The sequence below is a fragment of the Candidatus Erwinia haradaeae genome (genome assembly GCF_900698955.1).
Taxonomy (GTDB): domain Bacteria; phylum Pseudomonadota; class Gammaproteobacteria; order Enterobacterales; family Enterobacteriaceae; genus Erwinia_E; species Erwinia_E haradaeae_G.
This window is the reverse complement of the sequence record NZ_LR217720.1, coordinates 807,688-833,270: the sequence shown is the minus strand read 5'-3', so window position 1 is coordinate 833,270 and position 25,583 is coordinate 807,688. Positions and strand designations below refer to the sequence as shown.

18 protein-coding genes, 1 other RNA gene and 1 pseudogene are annotated in these 25,583 nt (G+C 35.4%); 7 read left to right on the top strand and 13 right to left on the bottom strand.

The annotated features are described in order from the left end of the window. The first annotated feature begins 55 nt into the window (after positions 1–55). The 6 genes from rbfA (at position 56) to ERCILAFE3058_RS02635 (ending at position 7,408) form a co-directional block, all read left to right on the top strand. Positions 56–421 (top strand): 30S ribosome-binding factor RbfA, encoded by a 366-nt coding sequence (gene rbfA / locus ERCILAFE3058_RS02660; RefSeq protein WP_157989902.1) that lies wholly within the window; start codon positions 56–58, stop codon positions 419–421. A 45-nt stretch (positions 422–466) separates the two neighbouring features. Beyond that, a complete protein-coding gene (gene truB / locus ERCILAFE3058_RS02655) occupies positions 467–1,399 on the top strand; it encodes a tRNA pseudouridine(55) synthase TruB (RefSeq protein WP_157989901.1) in 933 nt (310 codons plus the stop codon). Positions 1,400–1,812: 413 nt separating this feature from the next. Further along, on the top strand, positions 1,813–2,082 hold the full coding sequence (gene rpsO / locus ERCILAFE3058_RS02650) for a 30S ribosomal protein S15 (RefSeq protein WP_157989900.1): 270 nt from the start codon (positions 1,813–1,815) through the stop codon (positions 2,080–2,082). 327 nt (positions 2,083–2,409) lie between these two features. Then, a complete protein-coding gene (gene pnp, locus ERCILAFE3058_RS02645) occupies positions 2,410–4,494 on the top strand; it encodes a polyribonucleotide nucleotidyltransferase (protein WP_157989899.1) in 2,085 nt (694 codons plus the stop codon). 966 nt (positions 4,495–5,460) lie between these two features. Then, positions 5,461–5,517 carry a protein YrbN gene (gene yrbN, locus ERCILAFE3058_RS03555; RefSeq protein WP_157990077.1) on the top strand — a complete coding sequence of 19 codons (57 nt, stop codon included), beginning with the start codon at positions 5,461–5,463 and terminating at the stop codon, positions 5,515–5,517. Between the two features lie 16 nt (positions 5,518–5,533). Beyond that, positions 5,534–7,408: a DEAD/DEAH family ATP-dependent RNA helicase gene (locus ERCILAFE3058_RS02635; RefSeq protein WP_157989898.1), complete on the top strand. Its 1,875-nt coding sequence runs from the start codon at positions 5,534–5,536 to the stop codon at positions 7,406–7,408. A 122-nt stretch (positions 7,409–7,530) separates the two neighbouring features. Here the strand turns inward: ERCILAFE3058_RS02635 and acpP are convergent, their stop codons facing one another. The 13 genes and pseudogenes from acpP to rnpB form a co-directional block, all read right to left on the bottom strand. Continuing rightward, positions 7,531–7,761: an acyl carrier protein gene (gene acpP / locus ERCILAFE3058_RS02630; RefSeq protein ID WP_157989897.1), complete on the bottom strand. Its 231-nt coding sequence runs from the start codon at positions 7,759–7,761 to the stop codon at positions 7,531–7,533. A 143-nt stretch (positions 7,762–7,904) separates the two neighbouring features. After that, positions 7,905–8,639 carry a 3-oxoacyl-ACP reductase FabG gene (gene fabG / locus ERCILAFE3058_RS02625; RefSeq protein WP_157989896.1) on the bottom strand — a complete coding sequence of 245 codons (735 nt, stop codon included), beginning with the start codon at positions 8,637–8,639 and terminating at the stop codon, positions 7,905–7,907. Further along, a pseudogene (gene fabD / locus ERCILAFE3058_RS02620) lies at positions 8,636–9,584 on the bottom strand (ACP S-malonyltransferase). The gene fabG and the pseudogene fabD overlap by 4 nt, the downstream one beginning before the upstream one ends. A gap of 30 nt (positions 9,585–9,614) precedes the next feature. Continuing rightward, positions 9,615–10,568 carry a beta-ketoacyl-ACP synthase III gene (locus ERCILAFE3058_RS02615; RefSeq protein WP_157989895.1) on the bottom strand — a complete coding sequence of 318 codons (954 nt, stop codon included), beginning with the start codon at positions 10,566–10,568 and terminating at the stop codon, positions 9,615–9,617. A gap of 6 nt (positions 10,569–10,574) precedes the next feature. After that, positions 10,575–11,612, bottom strand: a complete 1,038-nt coding sequence (gene plsX / locus ERCILAFE3058_RS02610; protein WP_157989894.1) for a phosphate acyltransferase PlsX — start codon at positions 11,610–11,612, stop codon at positions 10,575–10,577. Positions 11,613–11,634: 22 nt separating this feature from the next. Beyond that, positions 11,635–11,805, bottom strand: a complete 171-nt coding sequence (gene rpmF, locus ERCILAFE3058_RS02605) for a 50S ribosomal protein L32 (protein ID WP_157989893.1) — start codon at positions 11,803–11,805, stop codon at positions 11,635–11,637. 1,953 nt (positions 11,806–13,758) lie between these two features. Beyond that, positions 13,759–15,045, bottom strand: coding sequence for a histidine--tRNA ligase (gene hisS, locus ERCILAFE3058_RS02600; protein ID WP_157989892.1), 1,287 nt, complete (start codon positions 15,043–15,045; stop codon positions 13,759–13,761). A 151-nt stretch (positions 15,046–15,196) separates the two neighbouring features. Continuing rightward, positions 15,197–16,309 (bottom strand): flavodoxin-dependent (E)-4-hydroxy-3-methylbut-2-enyl-diphosphate synthase, encoded by a 1,113-nt coding sequence (gene ispG / locus ERCILAFE3058_RS02595; RefSeq protein WP_157989891.1) that lies wholly within the window; start codon positions 16,307–16,309, stop codon positions 15,197–15,199. Positions 16,310–16,973: 664 nt separating this feature from the next. After that, a complete protein-coding gene (rodZ, locus tag ERCILAFE3058_RS02590; protein WP_157989890.1) occupies positions 16,974–17,453 on the bottom strand; it encodes a cytoskeleton protein RodZ in 480 nt (159 codons plus the stop codon). Between the two features lie 743 nt (positions 17,454–18,196). Continuing rightward, complete coding sequence (gene rlmN, locus ERCILAFE3058_RS02585) at positions 18,197–19,342, bottom strand: dual-specificity RNA methyltransferase RlmN (RefSeq protein ID WP_157989889.1); 1,146 nt, start codon at positions 19,340–19,342, stop codon at positions 18,197–18,199. Between the two features lie 637 nt (positions 19,343–19,979). Beyond that, positions 19,980–20,411: a nucleoside-diphosphate kinase gene (gene ndk / locus ERCILAFE3058_RS02580; RefSeq protein ID WP_157989888.1), complete on the bottom strand. Its 432-nt coding sequence runs from the start codon at positions 20,409–20,411 to the stop codon at positions 19,980–19,982. Positions 20,412–20,713: 302 nt separating this feature from the next. Continuing rightward, positions 20,714–21,913, bottom strand: coding sequence for an enoyl-ACP reductase FabV (fabV, locus tag ERCILAFE3058_RS02575; protein WP_157989887.1), 1,200 nt, complete (start codon positions 21,911–21,913; stop codon positions 20,714–20,716). Positions 21,914–22,764: 851 nt separating this feature from the next. Next, an RNA gene (rnpB, locus tag ERCILAFE3058_RS02570) (RNase P RNA component class A) lies at positions 22,765–23,174 on the bottom strand. A gap of 422 nt (positions 23,175–23,596) precedes the next feature. Between rnpB and tal the strand changes: the two genes are divergently transcribed. After that, entirely contained in the window at positions 23,597–24,550 is a 954-nt protein-coding gene (gene tal / locus ERCILAFE3058_RS02565) for a transaldolase (RefSeq protein WP_157989886.1), read from the top strand. Positions 24,551–25,583: the final 1,033 nt, after the last annotated feature.

Sequence of the window (25,583 nt, the reverse complement as noted above, 5' to 3'; positions counted from 1 at the left end):
ACATATCAGGAAGTGTCTTTGACTGTTTATATGATTATATGGAGATAACTAATTTATGGCAAAAGAATTTACTCGCCTACAACGTGTGGCTCAGGCGATGCAAAAAGAGATTGCGATTATTGTACAATCTGAGATGAATGATCCGCGTTTAGATAAGATAATTACTGTATCGGGTGTCACTCTTTCTCGAGATTTCTCGTATGCAAAAGTATTTGTGACTTTTTTAAATGATAAGGATGAAGTATCTCAGAGCGAGAGCTTACGCATTTTGTCTGGCGCCGCCGGTTACATCCGCAGTGTATTAAGTCAAACTATGCGTTTGCGAATTACGCCTAGACTAAGTTTTTTCCATGATAACTCCTTCAGGGAAGGTGTGCGAATTTCTCACTTGGTTACTAATATCATTCAAAGTGATGAATAAAATTGTATGGTAATAGAAGAAAAGATAATTATATTTTGCGTGCTTATGAAAATAATTACTAATATACGGCGAAGTATTCATGGTGTATTACTTCTAGATAAGGCTTCTGGTACGTCCTCTAATCAGGAATTACAGCAAGTGAAATATTTATATCAAGCAAATCATGCAGGTCATACTGGCTCTCTTGACCCATTGGCGACCGGAATGCTCCCTATTTGCTTTGGTGAGGCCACTAAGTTTTCACAATATCTTTTAGATGCTGATAAAGAGTACCGTGTAATTGCTCGCCTTGGCCAGCGGACAAATACATCAGACGCAGGTGGTGTGCTATTGAGTGAGCGTCCAGTGAGATTTTCTTCTGAGAGACTAAAAGAGGTATTGGATAATTTTCGTGGAGAAATACAGCAAATTCCATCTATGTATTCAGCTATTAAATATCAAGGGCGAAAACTGTACGAATATGCACGAGAAGGAATTCATGTTCCACGTCAGTCACGGAGGGTGAAAGTTCATATACTACGATGCATGCGATATGAAGGGAGTGAACTAGAGTTAGAACTGCGTGTTTCCAAAGGGACATATATTCGTACCATTATTGAGGATATTGGTGAGCAATTAGGATGTGGTGCCCATGTGATTTATTTACGTCGCACACAGGTTTCTCATTATCCCAAAGAGAGAATGATCACCTTAGAATCTCTTCGGTTACTTGTTGATCAAGCACAACAATTTGGTTTTATACAACACTCTTTTATTGATTCACTACTGATGCCGATAGATAGCCCGGTATCTGTATATCCATCTGTTAACCTACAAAATGTTATCGCTAAGAACTTTAAGCAGGGTAAACAAATACGATTAACAGAGCTGTTCACAAATGGATTAGTGCGTGTAACTGAAGGTGAAGAAAGAAAGTTTATTGGTATTGCGAAAATGACTTGTGATGGGCTTTTAGTACCCATAAGGGTGGTTATTTAGTATTTTATAAGGTATGTTGTGTGTAATGTGTATGTATCGATCAGAAAAATCTACAATACAAGTTAGTGAAATATATAGTTGTAGGTTTGGAATGACTACTATCATCTGTGTTTATTTTATTTTTGTGTTCTTTATAGGTTATATGCGGAACAAGAGTCAGGGTTGAGAATGTCTCCTGTGGTATCCACTGTTCCTAAGTTGTAGAAAGAATAAAGTAGCAAAGACGTGAATAGGATAGGGATATATACAGAATTTGAGTGTTTTAATATTACTACTTTCATATTATAATAAATGCTCATAGGTTCTCCATATTAGTTACTTTACCATTTATTCTGAGAGGATTTATTACACTATATAGTGTCTATATTAGCACTATATATCTGCATGAATGATTTGTAAAAAGGGGTTATCTTATGTCTTTAAGCAATACAATAACAGCACAAATTATTTCTGATTTTGGTCGGAATTCTAATGATAGTGGCTCGACAGAAGTGCAGGTAGCTCTTTTAACCGCACATATTAATCACTTACAAGGTCATTTTTCTGTACATACAAAAGATCATCATAGCCGACGCGGTCTTCTGCGCATGGTATCACGGCGTCGTAAACTATTAGATTACCTTAAGCATGAAAAGGTGGTACGTTATACTAATTTAATTGATAGATTGGGTTTACGTCGCTAGCAATAGCCATTATGCTGATTGATGTGCGATGGTAAATTTTTGATATTAGTAGCTTGAATAGATTGATACACGAGGTGTGAGGATGTTTTAGAAAAAGATGAATCGTATGGTGCATGATTATCCAATATGCATACATATTAATACAGATTATAACTATTATAGTATAATTTTTAGTTTTAAAGATACTCGCAATTATAGATTTAGAGGCTGAGATTTACGAGGTAATTTAGGTGCATTATTTTCAAGAGAAAATAACAATGCGAGGCATCAAGACATGTTTTAGTAAAAACAGTAAAATATCTCAGGTTTAACATTAAGGAACTAATTTTGCTTACCCCGATTGTACATAAATTCCAGTATGGCCAGCATATGATTTCAATTGAAACTGGGATAATAGCGCGTCAGGCTACGGCAGCTGTTATGATTAGCATGGACGACACTACAGTTTTTGTAACCGTAGTAGCCCATAAAAAAGCAAAATCAGGTCAAAATTTCTTCCCTTTAACTGTCAACTATCAGGAGCGCACGTATTCTGCTGGCAGAATTCCAGGTAGTTTTTTTCGGCGCGAGGGGCGTCCAAATGAAAACGAAATGCTTACTTCACGTTTGATTGATCGACCTATTCGACCACTTTTTCCAGAGAGATTTTTTAATGAAGTGCAGGTGATTGCTACTGTAGTTTCTATTAATCCGCAAGTGAATCCAGATATTGTGGCAATGATTGGAGTTTCTTCTGCCTTAGCGCTTTCTGGGCTACCATGTAGCGGACCTTTTGGTGCTGCACGTATTGGTTATTTAAATAATCAATATGTTTTAAACCCTACTAGTGATGAAATGAAAGCAAGTAAACTTGATCTTGTGGTTGCTGGTACAAAAAGAGCAGTTTTAATGGTAGAGTCTGAAGCTGAGTTATTAAGTGAAGATCAGATGTTAGGCGCCATAGTTTTTGGACATGATCAACAGCAAATTGTTATTGATAATATTAATATACTAGCAGCGTTAGCGGGAAAAATGCGTTGGGATTGGAAACCAGAAGTATTGAATGATAGATTACGTCTGCATATAGCAAATGTAGCTCAACCTCGTTTAATAGAAGCGTATCATATCACTCAAAAACAAGAACGTTTATCGCAAGTTAATCTGATAAAATCTGAAATTATTGCAGAAATATTAGCAGATCATGATGGATTAGATCCAGAGATGATTAGCGATTGTCTTTATTCTATAGAAAAGAATATAGTACGTAGTCGTATTTTACGCGGCGAACCACGTATTGATGGTCGTGAAAAAGATATGATTCGCGCTTTAGACATACGAACAGGGATATTACCCCGTACTCATGGTTCAGCATTATTTACACGTGGTGAAACTCAAGCGCTGGTGACTGCTACGCTAGGAACTTCCCGTGATGCACAGAATCTTGACGAGCTAATGGGAGAGCGTACTGATAATTTTCTGTTCCACTATAATTTTCCACCATATTCTGTAGGTGAAATCGGTGTAGTTGGGTCACCTAAGCGTCGGGAAATCGGCCACGGCCGCCTTGCTAAGCGCGGCTTGCTTGCTGTGATGCCACAAGGTGATGTTTTTCCATATACGGTACGCGTGGTATCTGAAATCACTGAATCGAATGGTTCATCGTCTATGGCTTCTGTGTGTGGTGCTTCACTAGCATTAATGGATGCAGGTGTACCTATTACAGCTGCAGTAGCTGGCATTGCTATGGGTTTAGTAAAAGATAGCACGCATTTTGTAGTTCTTTCGGACATCCTGGGAGATGAAGATCACCTAGGTGATATGGACTTTAAGGTAGCCGGCAGTCGGGAAGGTATTACTGCACTACAGATGGATATTAAAATTGACGAGGGTATAACCCGTGAGATAATGAATACAGCCTTAACTCAAGCTAAGGGTGCACGGTTGCATATTCTCAGTGTTATGGATCAAGCATTAAGTAGACCTCGTTGTAATTTATCTCAATTTGCACCTCGTATGCATACGATACAGATTAGTATTGATAAAATCAAAGACTTAATTGGTAAAGGGGGTTCCGTTATTCGGGCATTAACTGAAGAAACTGGTACTAGCATTGAAATTAAAGATGATGGTACGATTAAAATTGCAGCTAATAATGACGATAAGGCTAAATATGCCATACGTCGTATTGAAGAGATCACTGCAGAGATTATCGTAGGTCGTATCTATAATGGAAAAGTGACACGAATTGTTGATTTTGGTGCTTTTGTCGCTATTAGTGGCACTAAAGAAGGTTTGGTACATATTTCACAGATTGCTGATAAACGTATTGATAAAGTCGCTGATTATTTACAAGTAGGGCAAGCTATTTTAGTGAAAGTGCTAGAAGTAGATCGGCAGGGTCGTGTACGTTTAAGCATGAAAGAGGCAGGATAATATATCAAGAGAGCTTATTTTGTAGAAATTGATATTAATTTTAAATATAAGCAAAATCACAATTTTCGTGATTAGCACAAAAGTATCATACTATGTATGATGTTGATTATTCGAGAATTGTACGATGATAGTAAAGATTTTTATATCAATTGTCTGACCAATCTGTAGTCTAACGGATAATGATATATGTATAACACCTTCTTCTGCTATATGAGCAATGGCATTTTCATTCTGTTTAGATCGACCGAATAGCGCAAAAGGGTTCCGAGAAAAGCGTGTTATATCTATTTTTATTTCAATCGCTTATATAGAATAATAAATTTATCGTATTAATTTATAGAGGATTGGTAATTTACAATTTTCTAAATCGTTCTATGATTTAGGTAGCTTTTTTATAAAAAGTGCGTAAGTTTTTCTTATGTGCACAATAGCTAAATATTGGAATGTAGAGATTCCTTAATGTCTGATCAAGATATATTCAATAATAGATTGTACTTATTTTGTTTTATTTTGTTTTTTAACACCTAATAGGAGTGCATTAGAACACATAGTTTTATATATGAGGTATATGCTCTCTATGAGATGGATATCTGATTATCTATATAAGAAGCAAGGAATCCAATGCCATTACATAGTAAGTAGTTTTAATAAATAACAGAGTTTAAATGTAATATTTAGCACAGCTAAATAAACACCACATTCTATGTTAAGTATTCGTCCTGTCGTGCAGGGAGCGTAAGGGCTTTTAAAGAAGCGTTGATGTTAATCATTGAATTGATCATAGATATACATCGATTTAGTATTTGTTATATTAGATCGACAAAATAGCATTTTTTAATAAATAATGAACATCACGATTCATAATCGTATTCTTTTTATTTTCCCGCAATTTCGGACAATCAGTATTGTATCGATGAGGGTTTCAGTTTATCAAAATCACTAATTTCAGCCGGTTCACACTTTTTAATGAAAATAACTAATAATTTTCACGACGAGTTATGTAGACTGGCCGATGCAAGTTAAGAGGCATATGTACTACATGACTAACACTTATACTACTTTTTCTTCTCTTGGTCTCAAAGAGGACCTACTTAAAGCTTTAAATGCTATGGGTTATGTTAAACCATCACCTATTCAATCTGAATGCATACCTCATTTGTTAGCAGGCCGAGACGTATTAGGAATGGCACAAACTGGTAGTGGAAAAACTGCAGCATTTGCTTTACCGCTAATACATAATATTATCTTAACCTTAAAGGCGCCTCAAATTTTAGTACTAGCACCCACTCGTGAGCTAGCAGTTCAGGTTTCAGAAGCAATAGCAGAATTCTCTAAACAGCTGAGAGGTCTTCATGTTGTAGCAATATATGGAGGGCAACGTTATGACATTCAGTTACGCGCTCTACGACAGGGTCCACAAGTTGTCGTTGGCACACCTGGTCGCTTACTAGACCACTTAAAACGTGGTACATTAAATTTAGCTAGTTTACACGGTTTGGTATTAGATGAGGCAGATGAAATGCTTCGTATGGGATTTATCGAAGATGTAGAAACTATCATGTCACAGATTCCAGAGAGTCATCAAACTGCATTATTCTCCGCTACAATGCCAGAAGCGATTCGTCGTATTACTAAACGTTTTATGAAAGATCCACAAGAGATACGGATTCCATCCAGCATTACCACACGTCCTGATATTAACCAAAGCTACTGGACTGTCTATGGTCGAAAAACAGATGCATTAACCCGTTTTTTAGAATCGGAAGACTTTGATGCTGTAATTATTTTTGTACGTACTAAGAGTGCTACCTTAGAGGTCGCAGAAGCGCTTGAGAATAATGGTTACAATAGTGCTGCACTGAACGGTGATATGAACCAAGCGTTACGCGAACAGACACTGGAGCGTTTAAAAGATGGACGCTTAGATATACTAATTGCAACTGATGTTGCTGCGCGTGGCTTAGATGTTGAGAGGATTAGTTTAGTTATTAATTATGATATTCCAATGGATGTAGAATCGTATGTACATCGTATTGGACGGACGGGTCGCGCAGGTCGTGCAGGTCGTGCTATTTTATTTGTTGAGAATCGTGAACGTCGTCTACTGCGTAATATTGAACGTAATATGAAGTTACATATTTCTGAGATAGAGCTGCCAAATAGTCAACTTCTTGCGCAGCGTCGCCTGGCAAGCTTCTCTAAAAAAGTAAAAGAACAGCTAGACAGTAGTGATTTAGAGAGTTATCGAATGCTACTTCCAAAAATACAGCCTACAGATAAAAGAGACATGGAAACGATAGCTGCAGCATTACTAAAAATGGCACAAGGTGAACGTCCTTTAATCATTCCTATCGATCCCCCAAAAAATCGTTTACGTCGTGAATATCGTGATCGCAATGATCGTCGGGGCGAGTATTTAGATCGAGTGACCCGGGATATAGAGTACTGTGGTCGTGAGCGTAAAGAAACTAGAGAAATGCAATTATATCGTCTCGATGTAGGACGGGACGATGGTGTTGAAGTACGTCATATCGTGGGTGCTCTAGTGAATGAAGGAGAAATTAGTAGTCGTGACATTGGTCACATTAAATTATTTAGCACGTATGCAACTATTGAATTACCTAAAGATATATCACAGACTGTATTACAGTATATCTCTCGAACATATATTTTAAATAAGCCGATTAATATAAAATTGATTGGGAATACACAATCGCGTTATAGCAATCGCAATAAAGCTCGGGGCACTGAACGTCAACTAGGGCCGTCCACTACCTTTAATAGGTTTCCTGTCTCGACCCACCATAGTAGTAATAGCAGTCGATATCTTTATGAACGTCAGGGTGAGCGTCGTTCTGGTGGTATCAATGAAGGAAGGGGTGCATCGCGTTGTCGTGAAAAACAAATTGACTAAGTAAGTATCAAGTATCGAAATTATACTGATTACACCAAAGTTTTTATAAAAATATTGTGAGTAAAAACTCAGGCGGTAAAAAGGTAATCGCCTGAGGGGTCTCTGATATAAATTAGAGATTTTTAGCGTGAATTAATATAATCAATAGCAGCTTGCACAGTAGTAATTTTTTCAGCTTCTTCATCAGGGATCTCAGTATCAAACTCTTCCTCCAAAGCCATTACAAGTTCGACTGTGTCTAGAGAATCTGCACCCAGATCTTCTACAAAAGAGGCAATATTAATAACTTCTTCTTCTTTTACTCCGAGTTGCTCGCTAATAATTTTCTTAACGCGTTCTTCTATAGTGCTCATATAGTTCCATTTCCTATCAAAACTCGCTTATGCGATGGTTTTTGTAGTGTATAAAATGTTAAAAAAGATGCAACTAAATTTCGGTGAGTTCAGGAAAAATTTTATTTTATTTTCGTACATTGTATGTGAGTAAGAGTGTGATTTTAGACCATTAACATTCCACCATTAACGTGTAGTGTTTCGCCAGTAATATAGGCAGCTTCATCGGATGCTAAAAATGCAACGGCATTAGCAATATCTTGTACTGTCCCAAATCGACCTATAGGAATCTTATCTATTACATCAGCTCGTTTCTTAGGGGTAAGAGAACGCGTCATGTCAGTATCAACAAAACCGGGAGAGACAACATTAACAGTGATACCACGAGAGGCTATTTCTCGTGCCAATGCCTTGCTAAAACCAATTAAACCAGCTTTTGTTGCCGCATAATTAGTTTGACCAATATTACCCATAGTGCCAACTATAGAACCAATAGTAATAATTCGTCCTGTTCGTTTTTTCATCATTGCACGCACTACTGCTTTAGATAAACGGAATACAGAGGTTAAATTCGTATTTAGTACATCATACCATTCATCATTTTGCATACGCATCAGTAGGTTATCACGTGTAATACCTGCATTGTTTACTAATATATCTACCTCTCCAAAATCATTGCGAATTTTTTCTAAAACTCCTTCAATAGAAGATGTAATCGTGACATTCAATAGTAAGCCATTACCATGTTCGCCTAAGTATTTACTAATAGCATCTACACCATTTTGAGTAGTTGCAGTACCTAGTACTTTAGCTCCGTGTGCCACTAAAGTTTCTGTAATAGCACGCCCAATACCTCGGCTAGCACCCGTCACCATTGCAATCTTACCTTCGAAATTCATAGTATGTATCCTTGTGACTGTTTTAACGCTGTAGCTAGAGTATCTGGATCATTTATTGATACTGATTTTAGAGTAGACACAATACGTTTTGTTAGACCTTGTAGAGTTTTCCCTGGGCCCATCTCTAGTAATAAGTTAATTCCCTGCTCTGCGATACACTGGATACTTTCTTCCCAGCGTACTGGTTGATACATTTGACGGATTAGAGCACTACGTATTGCACTCAATGATGTTTCAATCATGACGTCAACGTTATTAACTACTGGGTATATTGGAGTGTTGAACTGTATTGTTTTGAGTGTAATCTCTAGTTTAGCTGCCGCAGATCTCATAAGAGTACAGTGAGATGGTATACTAATCGGTAGTCTCAGTGTGCATTTAGCCCCAGCGGTTTTACAAGCCATACTGGTACGTTCGACAGCGGCTTTATGCCCAGCGATAACTATTTGATTGGGTGCGTTAAAAATTACAGGAGATACAATCTGACCATGTGCAGATTCTTTACATGCTTTTTCTATCACTGCAACATCTAGACCCAATATGACTTGCATAGCACCTTCGTTTTCAGGGTACGGCCTCTTGCATCAGTTTTCCACGCAAATCTACGAGTTTTATTGCGTCAGAAAATGATAGAACTTTTGCACACACCAAAGCACTATATTCACCTAAGCTATGTCCAGCTAATACTGTTGGCATATTTTTACTGTTTTTTTGCCAAATACGAAAAATAGATACGGAAGCTGCTAGTATAGCTGGCTGAGCGTGCCATGTTTGATTTAATTTTTCCGAAGAACCTTTTTGTACTAAATGCCATAGGTTATATCCTAATACTTCTGAGGCTTCATCAAAGGTGCTTTCGACTATATCGTTTTCTTCTGCTAAGTGTGCTAGCATTCCTATAGACTGCGAGCCCTGTCCTGGAAAGACTATTGCTAATTTTATCATGATTGTCCTATTAATTATGATATTTAATAACTAGAATCGTATTAAAGCGGAACCCCAGGTAAATCCACTACCAAATGCTTCAAGTAGCAATAGTTGACCACGTTGAATACGCTGATCTCGCACCGCCTCATCTAGTGCAGATGGAACAGAGGCTGCAGAGGTATTACCATGACGATGAAGAGTGATAATAACTTTATCCATATCTAACCCCAGCTTACAGGCAGTGGCGTTAATAATGCGTAGATTCGCTTGATGCGGTATTAGCCAGTCGATATCAGAACAAACAAGGTTATTCATTTGTAACGTTTCTGTCACGATGTTCGCTAGTTTAGTAACAGCTACTTTAAAAACTTCATATCCAGCCATGTTAATATAACCAGGATTTTTTAGATATTGAGGATTGGAATTAGCTAAAGTTAATAAAGGGCCATATGTGCCATCTGCATGAAGATGCGTAGAGATAATACCTTCTTCTGTGCTCGATCCTAGCACTACAGCACCAGCGCCATCTCCGAACAAAATAAGTGTGCTACGATCGTGTGGATCTAACATGCGAGATAAGACGTCAGCACCAATGACGAGTGCATATTTTACTGCATTGTTTTTAACATACTGATCAGCTACACTTAATGCATAAGTGAAACCAGAACAGGCTGCTGCTAGATCAAAAGATGCTGCATCATTAATCTCTAGCATTTTTTGGATCATACAAGCTGAGCTAGGAAAAGCATGGCTGGAGGATGTAGTCGCCACAATAATTAAATTAATATCATTATTTTTAATTCCAGACATCTCTAATGCGCGACTAGCAGCTTGAAAACCCATAGTGGCTACATTTTCATTAAGACATGCGATGCGTCTTTCACAGATACCAGTACGAGCTTTGATCCACTCGTCTGATGTATCTACCATTTTTTCAAGGTCTGCATTGGTCCGTATTTGTTTTGGCAAATAACTGCCTGTACCGATAATCTTTGTATACATGTACGCTCAGTCACTCTTTGGTAATAATACAGCTTTCAAACACGCAGAAATTCTTTCAGGGGCTTCCTGACGAACGACCTGCTCTGCTTGTTGAATGGCCGCTATGAATGCGCGTTGGTTCGCGGAACCATGGCTTTTTATTACTGTATTGTGAAAACCTAGCAGGCAGGCGCCATTATACTGGTCGGGATGAAGATAAGAGAATTGTTTTACTAAATATTTATGAAGCCCACGCGTTAGTAAACGCTGTTTCCATGTTTTTTCTTTTTCGGTTCTTGGTAGTTTTGATGTTGATAGAAACATTTTTAGTATACCTTCCATAGTTTTTAACATAATATTTCCCACAAAACCATCACAAATTAATACATCTGTATTACCACTCAGAATTTCATTAGCTTCAAGATATCCAATAAAATTAATTGATGTGGAGTGTTGTAGTATCTCTGCAGCTTCTCTAATTGATTTGAATCCTTTGTTGACTTCTGTACCTATATTGATTAGAGCTACACGTGGATATCTAATACCAAGAATATCTTGGGCTGCAACGGAACCCATGATTGCAAACTGCACTAATAAATTAGTATCTGCATGAATGTTAGCTCCTATATCGAGAACGATAGTTTTTCCTTTTTTTTGATTTGGTAACATGGTCATTAATGCGGGGCGTTCCACACCGCTAAGTGGTTTTAATAATAACTTTGCTAATCCTACCATTTCACGTGTATTACCAGCACTAACACATGCACATGCTTTACCTTCTTGAACTTGTTCTAGTGCTTTTCGCATAGAGCTACTATGTTTTCTGCGTAATATGGGTACATATTGATTATTGTTATGTACGTTAGACTTAACACCAATAATTTTCAAACGCTTCTGTAATATTGCATCTGTATTAGAAAGTGATAACAAAATGAGATTAGGGTCGCCTACTAGAAGAATACGTAGGTGTGGATTCGATGAAAGAGCTTGTAATGATGCAGGCACTGTAATACAAGGACCAAAATCTCCACCCATTGCATCTATTGCTAAAGTTAAATGATTCAAAATAACTCGGGAGCGAGTAGAATTAATTTAAGACCATTTTTTTTCCACAGTAGTAGCCATCCGCGGTAATATGGTGTCGACGATGTGTTTCGCTAGATATTTTATCTATAGAAAGTTTTGGTGTTCTGAGAGAATCATGAGAGCGACGCATGCCTCGTTTCGAGCGTGTTGGTTTGTTTTGTTGTACAGCCATAAATTCCTCTCCTCTTTTGTTGTTTGAAGTGAAAGTTGCGAATAGATAATAATCTTATGATATCTAATGTTCTTTTGTATACTATATGAGACTCCTGTATTTTGATATTGTATTTTTCATTTATATCTTTTATTTTAAGCCAGCATAAAGATTGTAGATTATAGTGGATGTGTGCGATCCACGCAGTCTGTACTGAATAGGAATTTCTTTGTATCAGAGATGATCAGGATGCACATATCATTGCACTTTTCATCTATTGCGCTCAGCGCGCTTCAGCATAAGACATATAGCATATGCATAATATTTATTAGATGCTTTTATGGATCAGGTGTAAAATTTTCTTAATTATATTAGATTGTAATCTTCTGATGCTAAGTATATGAGTATAACACATTATACTTTTGGGTTGTTATGGAAGAAAATTTATTGAGTTTCCATCCTGTTACTAAATGTTTATTAGTTTTTTAACCTATCATAAATCAAATGGTCTATCAATAGATAGTAGAAACAATGACGTTACGGAAATGTAAGCATATTGACTGCATGTATTGATTGTCCTTATATTTACGCAGAAACAAGAGTGCAATGATAAATAAGTTTAGTAATTATGTGATTGTCTGACAATATTTTCAGCATGTATATTATATTGACATTTTCATCAAGATATGTGTTTCTATTAAAATTACGAAGGAGTAGTGCACTAAGTTAGTGTACTATGATCAAGACTTACACTCTATAATATCATAGCTTCATCAGTGATGATATTTTTCATAAATTTATATATTTGCATAGAGATAAATATATCTAGTATAGATATAGTGAATAAATCATAGTATATTTTCACGTTGATAGAAGAAGTGATGATATGTCAGTCAATCAATGATTATATGTAAAATATACATTCGTTCTCCTTGTTAGAAAAATACTGAATATGCTACATGACAATATGCACCTATTGATAAGTGCAGGATGTTTATGGTGAGAAACAACAAATCTATTACTGAAGTATCATATAAAAGATGACGAAAAGATTAGATAACGATTCCTGTTGAGAGGAATCGGTAAGGTGTCTATTGATTGATTATTGTCGTTTATAGAAAATAGCGCATTAACTGTTTTAATACCGTCTATTGTAAAAGGTATGATAAAGTTTTTTATCTCTAAGTGTTTACTTTTTAGGCAGGCGCTATCTCTCTATCTATCACGATTTTATAAAAAGACGTGTTCGTTTATATGATATTTATTCTCATAATTCTGCTATTATAGTCTATCAATTATTAGTTGATCCTTTATTTTTATTTAAGTTAATACTAAAGGATATTAGTATATGTACATAACATATATATCTGTATGATGTATCGAGATAGAATATTTTCTATTACGGCAATTTATGATGATGTATCTTCGTAGAAGTAGTGAGTTATATGATACAGTTATTGAAACAGATAATTAAATATTATAATTGAGTCCGCGCCTCTTTGTTACTTGTTGTATAAGTATTTATCATATAAGCATGTTCTTCTACTTTTTCCCTAGTATCTTAATTACTTTTAAAATAACGCATGATATGCATCTCCTCTATGAGATAGAGTAGTGAATCAAGACATACAGAAGAATATTGAGATATATTGCTCAAGACTACATGTAATTATCTTACGTTCTTTTTTATATTTATGGCTAAACAAGCAATCTTTGATCTTTTATTGGAATATTTATATCTTATTAAATCCACACTCAGGATGATGTCACTATATATAGAATATATTTACTATCGTTGTGACTATTATGCGAAATATATCCTATAAAGATTTTTAAAAAATCTAGGACCAAGGACTTATGATTGTCATACCTTCTTATAGTCGCTGCTATTTTTGGTCATACGGCATATGAGTCATATTGGTTCTATCATTTGATTTTTTAGCCAAATTGTGCCATAGGGGTGTAGTGAATATTTTATTTTTTTGAGATATTTAATAGTAAACGAATGATATAAGATGCTTGAGATAGTGGTACTATTTGCTGTTTGCCATTACATAAATTCTTAATAATACAATGATGGTGGGCAATTTCAGATTCCCCAAGTATAAGTACAAAACGTGCTCCATATTTATGCGCCCGAGAAAATTGTTTACGAAAATTTCCACCGCCAAAATTTTGTATTATTTTTAATTCTGGCAGTTCATTCCGTAGATTTTCAGAGAGAAGTAGCATGGCATGTTCCGTGCCTTTACCGACAGCAATCAAATAGAGATCGATGCTTTGAGGTTTTGTTATTTCTGGAAATGTCTTTTGAACTAAAAGAACTAGGCGTTCTAGGCCAATTGCAAACCCAATAGCGGGAGTATGCCGTCCACCTAATAGTTTGACTAAGCAGTCATATCGTCCACCAGCACAGATTGTACCTTGAGCACCAAGACTGTTAGTAACCCACTCAAAAACTGTGTTATTATAGTAGTCGAGACCTCGTACTAAACGTTGATTGACATGATACGAAATACCAGTTATATCTAATAATCGACATAGTTTGTTGAAGTGTTCGTATGATTCATCATCCAAATAGTTCTTGATGGGTGGAATATTATCCAACAATGCTTGTATAGCAGGATTTTTAGTATCCAACACTCTCAGTGGATTAGAATACATACGACGTTTACAGTCTTCATCCAATACTTGTACATTTTTTTCCAGAAGCCTTATGATAGCATGGTTGTAATGTTTTCGTGATTCTAGTGATCCAATAGAGTTTAATTCTAAGTGTATACAGTCGGAAATACCTAATATTTTCCAGAATCTAGCAGTCATCATGATTAAGTCTGCATCAATATCTGGACCCTGTAAACCAAATATTTCAGCACCAATTTGGTAAAATTGTCTATAGCGGCCTTTTTGCGGCCGCTCATAGCGGAACATAGGGCCCATATACCATAGACGTTGTTCTTGGTTATATAGTAGTCCATTCGAGATACCTGCGCGTACACAGCCTGCGGTGCCTTCTGGGCGTAGAGTGACGCTTTTCCCACGACGATCATTAAAGGTGTACATTTCTTTTTCAACAACGTCAGTGATGTCACCTATCGCATGTGTAAATAAGATTGTTGGTTCGATCACAGGGAGGCGAATTTCACTAAAACCATAGCTTAATAATACTTTTTTTATCCTGTTTTCCACATATTGATAGACAGAGGTATCTGATGGTAGATAATCATTCATACCACGAATAGCTTGGATAGTTTTCGTCACTATATATCTTCTCTTGCGATCAAATGGTCTGAAATTTAGGCTCAATGAGAGCACATAGTTGGTTAGCATACAATATAAAAATCATACCTTTTAGTGCTGTTACTATACTTGGACATCAAGAAAGCAGAAAATATTGTTTTTAGCCGTGTTTTTATTTTTTGATATTAATACAAGGAGGTCCCTCTAGAGTCTTGATTTTAGTACGAATACGAGCCTCCAGCTGATCAATAATCAGATTATTATCTAGACGATCCGGTAATTGAATACCATCTTCATATACACCACTACTCTTCTTTCTGCCTGTAACAGCAAGATCTGCAATCTTAGCTTCACCTGGTCCATTAACCATGCATCCCATTATGGCAACATTCATCGGCGTCATTACATCCTCTAGTCGTTCCTCTAATGCGTTGACTGTACCGATGACATCAAATTCTTGACGTGAACATGTTGGGCAAGCAATAAAATTAACGCCCCTTGATCGAATACGTAATGCATGAAGAATGTCAAAACCAACCTTTACTTCTTCAATTGGATGAGCTGCTAGAGAAACGCGTAATGTATCACCAATGCCTTCTAATAGTAGTAAACCAATCGCAATGGCTGATTTTACTGCTCCAGCGCGTGCATTTCCGGCTTCTGTAACACCGAGATGCAGCGGTTGCCTAATCTGTTGTGCGATGAGACGATAGGATTCTATGGCAATAAAAATATCAGATGCTTTAACACTGACTTTAAAAGCATCAAAGTTCAGTTTGTCTAAGTGGTCAATATGGCGTAAAGCTGATTCTAGCAATGCTTGTGGGTTGGGTTCTGGATATTTTTCTTGTATATTTTTTTCTAGTGATCCACCGTTGATCCCAATGCGAATGGGAATATTATGATGTCGTGCGCAATCCACAACTGCACGAATACGAGATTGATTGCCAATATTACCTGGATTAATACGTAGGCAGTCCACCCCATACTCAGCCACCCTGATAGCAATACGATAGTCAAAGTGAATATCTGCAACTATGGGGACTTGAACTTGTTTTTTGATCAAACGGATAGCTTCTGCGGCTTCCATAGTAGGTACTGATACTCGTACAATATCAACACCAAGACGCTCTAGGTCTTTTATTTGCGTGACAGTTGCTGCAACATCAGTGGTAGCAGTATTAGTCATAGATTGAACAGTAATAGGCGCATCGTTACCTACAGGAACCTTTCCAACATAAATACGTGTCGATTGGCGACGGGTAATAGGTTCTATATGATACATATTTTCTCCACAGTAACTTATTACTCGATATAAATGTATGATATGGTTCTTGAGGTTAGATGGGTACAGTTTTTGACTTAAATATATATTATGTCACTTTAGTGGTAGTGATTGCGCTATTAGCACGCTCAATATAGATTGGTTGTGGCTGCAAGTAACATAAATAGGATAACGCGTATATCTAAGCTCGATTTTTCTATTAACATATAATATCATATATAATTTTTCGTTTGTATTGTAATTATAGTTTTATGACAATAAAGTACTGTCAGGTATCAAAAACTCTACTTAATGTGTAATAAATTTTTATGCATAATCTACTTCATTCAGAATATGCGCGCAATATATGTATGTTGTATTGAAGTTATAAGCGAATAGCATTTGATAGTATCATTGTCTGAGTGCGTTCTAGCAGAAGAAGTGCTTTTACTTTTAATAATCAAAAATAATTATGTCTTTACAGACATTGAGCTATAAAATTTCACTTTTTCTCTTTTTTTATATTTGTAATATTTAGGCATAGTATGAGTACATTACATTATTTACTATGGTATCCATGAATGAAAATATTTTATTTTTCTTCGTTAGAGGATGTACATATCACTCGTCAGAGTATAAAAGATATATGATACATTATGTCCAGGTACTGTGATTACCATAACTATTAATGCTTGTGTGTTTTGACTGCCGTGTATGGATCATGTACTAATACTACATTACTTTGATCTGTTATACTATTTTGCCACCACCACATGACAGTTAATCCAATTAAAAATAATAGTATAAACCAGGTAAAAATAAATAAAAGGTTATCTTTTTTATTTTTATTTTTACCCAATGAATAACTTTTCATAATGGCCACTTGTGGATCGGTGATCGGTGTGTTTTGAGCCAACATTGATCTTAATTCTTTTTCTGGAATTCGCACTAAACGAGCATATGAGCGAATATAACCTCGAAGGAAGGTAGATGCTAGTGAGGTAGGCAAGTTATCTTCTTCGATATCGCGAATTATAGATATTTTTAGACAGAGACGATCAGCAATGTTTTTCTGAGTTAGACCTAGATTTTCACGGGCATTGCGCAGGCGTTCCCCTGTGGAATTCATGTTATTATGTATATCTCGAGTTTTTTCAGTATTCATGAGTGAAAAATGCTTCTACTGTATTCATAGTGGAAAAGTTTAAGTTAGTTTGTACATATAGTAAAACATAAAGATCCTTTTTTCGTTCGTGAGGAAGAGTCTTTAGTGAACTATGATAAATTCATTAGGATAGGAATATGACTATATATCTATCGTAGATTTTATTAGCCATCGAACACTCTGTGTTTTATATGTTCTTATTGTATCATAGAGTAATAATCATATGGGTGTGACTATTATGGAGTAACTTGCACAATCATATGCATTATGCTGGTGTAGATATACTAGATACGCTCTAAGCCATTTTACAAGTCTTACATATTATCAGATCAGAATAAAATCAGCAATTTACTATATCGTCTCTATTTGAGAGGATCTTAAACTGTAATTCTAGTGCATTATCTTTGCTCAATCGTGAGATCATGCATTGTCATAACACCTTTACTCAGAATGTAATATTATGTATTAGCTATAAGTTAATATTGCATGTATATTTTATATTTTGTCCATACATGCATTATAATCATATTGATCATAAGGAGTTCCTTGTTTTAGTTACGAGTCTGTTAGTAAATCTATCATATTTTATCATGCTCTATATTTAAGGCTTTTTTCTATACACAAGAACGATTTAGTTCATTATTCTGATATATTTAGTTTTCTAATTAAATTAAATAGGATTATGATACCTCCTATAGAGTCCAAGCATCTGTATTGACATTCGTTTTTATAGTGGTTGCTAGTCATGGATATACTGTCTTTTTCATATCACGTTCAGTATGGTTTATGATACTTCCGGTTAATTGTCCGCAAGCAGCATCAATGTCAGCACCGCGAGTTTGTCGAATTATAGTAGTAAAGCCATATTCCATTAGGATTTGAGCAAAAATATTAGTACAGTTGCTTGAGCTACAGGTATATGATGTTCCAGGAAAGTAGTTCCATGGGATGAGATTAATTTTGCATGGAATATTTTTGAGAAGCTTCGCAAGTTGGTGTGCATTTTCTGTGCTATTATTAATGCTATTTAACATAACATACTCAATTGTTACCTTTCCTTTATTAGCGCGAGATTTTTTAATGTAGCGCTTTACTGATGCAAGTAAATCTTCGATATTATATTTTTTATTAATTGGCATTATTTGGTTACGCAGCTCGTTATTGGGCGCATGCAGGGAAATGGCTAGTGCCACATCTAGATTTTCTCCTAGTTTATCTATTGCTGGAACAACACCTGATGTGGATATAGTCACTCGTCGTTTTGATAAACCAAAACCATAATCATCTAACATAATTTGGATGGCTGATGTGACATTTGCAAAGTTTAATAGTGGTTCGCCCATACCCATCATCACTATATTAGTAAAAGGACGCTTTCTTATACACTGAGTGGTGCCAATGATTTTGGCTGCACGCCATGCTTGACCAATAATTTCCGATACACGTAAATTACGACTAAAGCCTTGCTGTCCTGTAGCGCAAAAGGTACAAGCTATCTTACAACCAACTTGTGAAGATAGACATAGCGTTGCACGATCTTTTTCTGGAATATATACTGTTTCAATCTTCTGGTTACCGACCGTCATGGTCCATTTAATAGTGCCATCTGATGATTTTTGTTCTTCTGTTACTTCAGGTGCGTTAATTTCCGCGATTGTTTTTAATTTATTGCGGAATGGCTTGCTAATATTCGTCATATTATCAAAATTACAGCAGTAAGCGTGGTAGATCCATTGCATGACTTGCTCGGTATGAAAGGATTTTTCACCTAAATGATTAAAAAATTCACGCATTTGTGGACGATTAAGATCTAAAAGATTAATTTTTTCTTTGCTTTGTGTAGTCTGTATATGCAATGGATACCATGGCGTAAGTGTTAGTGTGCGCATAAATAGTGTTCCATATTATATTAACTAGTTATACCGGTAACCGTAATCTACCATCGATGAAAAAGTATAATTTATCGGTAGTGGTCATGCGGAAGATCATGTTATATTTTATATATATAGAATTGATTACGAAAAAATATTTAATAGATATTCATCCTATTTAATTCTTATACATGAGACAGGTTTTGAATAGGCTAGACTAGATTGGTAATTATTGCATAGTATTTGCATCATTATTAAAGACCATGTAATAGATTATAATCGTTATTCCAGCGCTGCAAAGAAATGTTTTGAGTTATAACATCTTAATAATATAACACTTTTTGTAATACCGTCTTTCTTTTCTTTGCAGCTATTAAAGATGTATTATTGAGCACAGTACTTTACTGTTACTTAATTTATTTATATATAAAATATATATTGAAAAATGCTATAGCATATGTAGTTTCATGTGAAAAGGTACTTCTGATAGTAGAGAGAGCGTGTAAAAGTTCATAAATTATATATTATTGGATTAGGAAATCTCTTTTATGTCAGGAGGCATGCAGTCACTAGATCGATATGTGAATTAAAAAGTTTTAAAGAATTTGTGTTCTTTCGTGAATTGATAGAATGCCATGGCACATAGATCTTGCGATTAACGCAATCGTGGCAATATTTCGTGATTTTTAAAGAAATAATTAATTTCGCGGGTAGCTGATATTGCAGAATCAGAACCATGAATGGCATTTTCAGTGATGTTATTTCCATAATCTGCACGGATTGTATCAGAAGCAGCATTTTCTGGATTCGTAGCACCTATGTAGTTTCGAAAATCTTGGATGGCATTATCTTTTTCTAGTATAAAGATTGTAGATGGACCAGAAGTGATAGATTGAATTAAACTTTTAAAGAATGGTCTTTTTTTATGTTCGGCATAAAATTCTATAGCTTGTTCTGGGCTAAAATGCACCATTTTCATAGCAATTATTTTAAATCCCGTGCGTTCTAATCGAGTAAAAATTTCACCAATAACATTTTTTTCTACTGCGTGTGGTTTGATTATCGATAACGTACGTTCCATCATCATACTAACCTCTAGTGGAGTATCATTTATTACTTTCGTATATGTATTATATGTCTTATGGATATATCAAATTAAGTAAGTTAAAATATATTATTTCAGGATCAGAAAAAATATCACAATATAAGGCATAGTAAATATTTTAAAATAAAGATGGAAAGTTTCTGCAACTCTTTTCCTATATAAACAAATATCCATTGATAGATAGTTTGTTATTGCATAGCTGCCCCGTGCTTGGGTATGTGTATTGACATACTATTAAAAATAGAAGATGACACTCATCCATTCCGCGAGTGCTGAGTAAAATATCACATTTGAATAAGATTTTTCATGGTAACAAGCGGATTAGTGCTTTGTGCGTAGTCTACGTTGTCCCAACAAAAACCAAATAATCTCATAAATTCTTTTTTATATCCATGCAGATCAGTTATAGTATGAATGTTTTTATTATTCACACTATACCAAAGTCGAAAAATTTTTTCTTGAATATCGGGGTTTATTTCTTCATAATCTGCCCTAAGACGCCCTGTTGCATCTATTATAGGTGTGGTATTATATACACTATTTTTAAATAATCCATATATTTGTTCAATACAGCCTTCGTGTGTACCTCTTTCTTTCATTATCTTGAAGAGCAGTGATAAATAGAGAGACATCATTGGAATAGCAGCGCTCGCCTGAGTCACTACTGCGCGAAGAACCGCTACACGTGCATCGCCCTGACAATGCTCCGCAAGAGTATGACGAATTAATAGAGCACGCCTATCTAAATCCTTCTTTGCTGCACCAATTGAGCCGTTCCAATAAATATCATGAGTAATTTTCCCACCAAGATAGGTGAATGCAAGAGTTTTAGCCCCTTTTGATAAAGCATCTGCTTGTAGAAGAGAATTAATCCACATTTGCCAATTTTGTCCGCCCATTACAGCTACCGTTCCATCAATTTCTGTTTGTAAAGCGGGCTCCAAGGAAATATCCACTACAGTCTCTGTATCTGTATCTAGTCCCCTTGTTTTTAATATTTTTCCGATTGGTTTTAAAGTAGCGTGAAAAATTTTTCCTGTTTGTGGATGGGTACAGCGTGGTGCAGCTAAACTGTAGATCACCAGATCTACCTGTCCTAAATCTTTTTTAATTATCTCAATAGTTTTATTTTTGACAGAATTTAAATATGCATCTCCATTGATATTAGTTGTGTAGAGGCCTGCTGTATTAGCTAGTTCTTCAAATGTAGCAGCATTGTACCAACCTGCGCTCCCCGGTTTATGCTCTCGACCTGGACGTTCCAAGAAGACCCCTATAGTACTAGCTGCGCATCCAAAAGCAGTCATAATCCGAGAGGATAACCCATATCCTGTGGAAGAACCCACTATGAGCACTCTTTGAGGTCCTGATTTGATTTTTGGTTGAGCTATTACGTATTGAATTTGTTTTTCTACATGAGCTTTACATCCCTTAGGATGCGATGTAGTACAAATAAATCCACGCACACGCGGTTTAATAATCATATTTACCTCCATAAGACATATTGCGGTTTATTTGCATAGTAATAGGATTTTACAAGCATGCATAACGTAAGTTACGTGTTTAATTAATGTTAAGTATCGTAATATCATATAAGAATATTTTTATATATGTATGTATTGCAATTTAACGATTAAACAACGGAGATATTCAGTAGGATACTATACAGTATTATCATACTATTATATTATAAAATTTGGATTTGATACGTGCCACCTTACAGAAGATAAATAAAGTTTTCATTATTGATGAAAAGTTATTAGCAAGTGTATGAAGTATACACATAAGAGTATGACATACCCACATATTAACATATGTAGCGTTTTGTAGCAGAGGGGTGCATTTGTAATATTCTGCAGAAGGAAATTAGGTAATATCGATTAAATCATATTATTGAGAATTAGTTAGTAATAAACATTACCTAGAATTAGGTATGAAGTATAATTCATGTGTAATAATAGATAGATATTTGAATAGTTGTATTAATAATATTTTGTTAGGATATGTAATAAAATTTTTTAAATTTTAAGTGTGGTGACATACACATACAAGATTTTGTGATATATTGATATAGAAAAATTCTTAGTGAGTCTTTTGTGTTGGTAATGGTATGTTCTTTGCTTTATTCCATAGATAAGTATAAGGATTATCTGAGACTACAGCTCAGATAGTGTAAGACTACAGTGCATCTATTGTATATGATGACAAGTGTTTGTAACATTATAATGTTACTTTTGATGTTTTGAATCAGCATTAATAAATTGCAAAAGCAGTAGTTTGTATTTATTTTAATTAATCTGATATTACTTAGTTTGTGAGTAATATGATGACAGCATATTAAAGCTGACTGATAAGCCGGGTTCTGTCGTGGACAGTCATTCATCTAGGCCAGTAATCACTTACTGGCTCAAGCAGCCTACCCGAGCTCTGTACGGGCCATACTTAATGAGCTCCTATTTGGCCTTGCTCCGGATGGAGTTTACCGTACCACATACTGTTACCAGTCGTGTGGTGCGCTCTTACCGCACCATTTCACCCTTACCTCACCTGCTAGTAGACGAAGCATCATCTATACATGCTATCATATAGGTTATTGGCGGTTTTTTTTCTGTTGCACTTGTCGTAGGCTTGCGCCCCCCAGGTGTTACCTGGCATCCATACCCTATGGAGCCCGGACTTTCCTCTCTAGCATAGCTCTTCTGTAACAAGCAGGAGTTACGCTAGAGCGACTGTCTAGTCAGCTTTACAGTAAAGTATAGCGAGTTTTTATGGGTTTGTCACGAACTATAGTCTTTATACTTGGCGTGGCGTTATGAGATGACTGACCTTAGGAATATTTTATTAGATATATAAGGAACACTTATATTATCTTTCACTATATCTATGTCTCTATCTTTTACTATTTTGTATCAATATCATTGACTATATTGATATTGTACTTAAAGGTAGTGAGATGTAAAAAGAAAATCATATTTCTTTTAGAAATGTTATATTGATTGACATAGGGTGTTCTTCATTATCCAATGGTATTTATAAGATATGTTTTTCGCTTAGAGTGGTAAGAGTGTGCTAAGGCTACTATAATATGTAATAGGATAGGTACCTATATATTAAATAGATTTATCCAATCTTATCTTAATACATAAAATTTCATGAGAATTCCCATAATGGTGGATAAATTATCTTCTTTACGGGCAGTGAGTACTATTGTGGCTGATACGGGAGACATATCAGCAGTAACACGTTATCAACCTCAAGATGCAACTACCAATATGTCGCTAATTTTAAGTGCTGTAAGGTCTTCGGTATATAATCATTTAATACATTCTTCTATTATGTGGGCTCGTGCACAAAGTTATAATAAAGAGAAACAGGCGGCATATGCCGTCGAGTATGTAGCTGTACAGCTTGGGGTCGAGATTCTTCAGTATGTGCATGGGTGTGTCTCGACAGCTATCGATGCACGTTTTGCGTATGACACAGAAAATAGTATACTGCAGGCACGGAGATTAGTAACTCTGTATAACGATCACGACATTCCTAATGAGCGAATTTTAATTAAGATACCTGCAACTTGGCAGGGTATTTGTGCTGCGGCTCAATTAGAGCAAGAGGGTATTCGGTGTAATTTGACTTTGCTTTTTTCTTTTTCGCAGGCTCGTGCTTGTGCAGAAGCTGGTGTGTTTTTAATTTCTCCGTTTATAGGTCGCATTCTTGATTGGTATCAGGCTAATACTGCTATTAAAAAGTATACATCTATTACTGATCCTGGTGTGCTATTCGGGAGAAAAATTTATACATATTATAAGCAATATGGATATAAGACCGCAGTCATGTGTGCTAGTTTTCGAAATACCGATGAGATTATTGCTCTTGCAGGGTGTGATCGTTTAACCATTTCCCCTAAGTTTTTAAAGGAATTATCTGAAACTAAAGGATATATCACCCGTACACTTTTTTATAATGGTGTGCGGCAGGATCAGCCTAAACCGATCACTGAAGGTGAATTTTTATGGCAGCATCATCAGGATCCCATGGCGGTAGAAAAATTAGCAGAAGGTATTCGTCATTTTAATATCGACCAAAGAAAGTTAGAAAAGATGTTATTTGATTTAATATAATCTAGCATCGATGTATTATTTTAATATATAAGGATTCTTTTAGATGGTTATGGGTATGTTGTGTTGAACATATATAATTATATATCTTTATGTAATTAAATACTAGATATAATATGGTATAACATATATCACTGGTTAGTGATTGTGTTAGGAATGTTTATATAGCGCATAGAATAAATGATTAATCAAACAGACATGATATAAAAGATGTTACGGTATTGTACGTATACGTATAGCACCAGCACGACCATACTATTCTAGTATTTTCTAGCAAAGATTTAAAGTGGTTAGCTGGGTATATTTTTATGTATTCTATATCTTGTATAATTAGAAGTAAATCATACGCATATTGTCAAAAGATACTCTATCTTTCATAAAGCACTTAATTATTTTATAGTTAACTATTCACTAGCACCATTAAATCCAGTGCTCTATGATAATGAACCTTATAATTTGATGTTTGGATATCATCTTTATGTACTATTTTGGTTCTTAGAAACCTCGATAAGCTTTAAGGGATATCAATAAGGGTGATAGAAAAGAAAATAGCTCTTTAATAGAACACAATACGGAACACTATAGATATTAGAAAATGTTCCATAAAGAAAACATTTATATTAAACACATAGTTGAGATCACTGATATAGTTTATAGTTTTCAGCGTCAGTGACACATGATGTAATCGTAGCTCATCAATATATCATCACAACATTGCAAGAATTCATGTGCGATCTTATACCGGGCCTATTATAAAAGTACTACTTTTCAAGAAAACAACCGTATAATAGTGTTGACTATAATATTTTTTTAAATACAAATTTAACTACAAAAATAGAATTCTTGCATGCATTTAACTGTGTTTTTAGAAAAATTTTTAGTATTTTGCATTCGTTATATAGCAAAACTCTTGTGGTAGACAAGTAAAAATTTGTCATGATCTTACAGTGATATTGCATCACAATAATTTATTGAATCATCGTATCGTATTAGATAACAACTCATTTAAGCATGCATATGAAAGACTGTGATATAA

Excerpts from the sequence above, each read along its gene's own strand:
- ERCILAFE3058_RS02635 (WP_157989898.1), top strand. The coding sequence starts at position 5,534 with ATGACTAACACTTATACTACTTTTTCTTCTCTTGGTCTCAAAGAGGAC.
- ispG (WP_157989891.1), bottom strand. The coding sequence starts at position 16,309 with ATGTATCATATAGAACCTATTACCCGTCGCCAATCGACACGTATTTAT.
- ndk (WP_157989888.1), bottom strand. The coding sequence starts at position 20,411 with ATGATGATGGAACGTACGTTATCGATAATCAAACCACACGCAGTAGAA.
- fabV (WP_157989887.1), bottom strand. The coding sequence starts at position 21,913 with ATGATTATTAAACCGCGTGTGCGTGGATTTATTTGTACTACATCGCAT.
- ERCILAFE3058_RS02615 (WP_157989895.1), bottom strand. The coding sequence starts at position 10,568 with ATGTATACAAAGATTATCGGTACAGGCAGTTATTTGCCAAAACAAATA.
- tal (WP_157989886.1), top strand. The coding sequence starts at position 23,597 with ATGGTGGATAAATTATCTTCTTTACGGGCAGTGAGTACTATTGTGGCT.
- rpsO (WP_157989900.1), top strand. The coding sequence starts at position 1,813 with ATGTCTTTAAGCAATACAATAACAGCACAAATTATTTCTGATTTTGGT.
- rodZ (WP_157989890.1), bottom strand. The coding sequence starts at position 17,453 with ATGAATACTGAAAAAACTCGAGATATACATAATAACATGAATTCCACA.
- fabG (WP_157989896.1), bottom strand. The coding sequence starts at position 8,639 with ATGAATTTCGAAGGTAAGATTGCAATGGTGACGGGTGCTAGCCGAGGT.
- rlmN (WP_157989889.1), bottom strand. The coding sequence starts at position 19,342 with ATGCGCACACTAACACTTACGCCATGGTATCCATTGCATATACAGACT.
- rbfA (WP_157989902.1), top strand. The coding sequence starts at position 56 with ATGGCAAAAGAATTTACTCGCCTACAACGTGTGGCTCAGGCGATGCAA.
- acpP (WP_157989897.1), bottom strand. The coding sequence starts at position 7,761 with ATGAGCACTATAGAAGAACGCGTTAAGAAAATTATTAGCGAGCAACTC.
- rpmF (WP_157989893.1), bottom strand. The coding sequence starts at position 11,805 with ATGGCTGTACAACAAAACAAACCAACACGCTCGAAACGAGGCATGCGT.
- truB (WP_157989901.1), top strand. The coding sequence starts at position 467 with ATGAAAATAATTACTAATATACGGCGAAGTATTCATGGTGTATTACTT.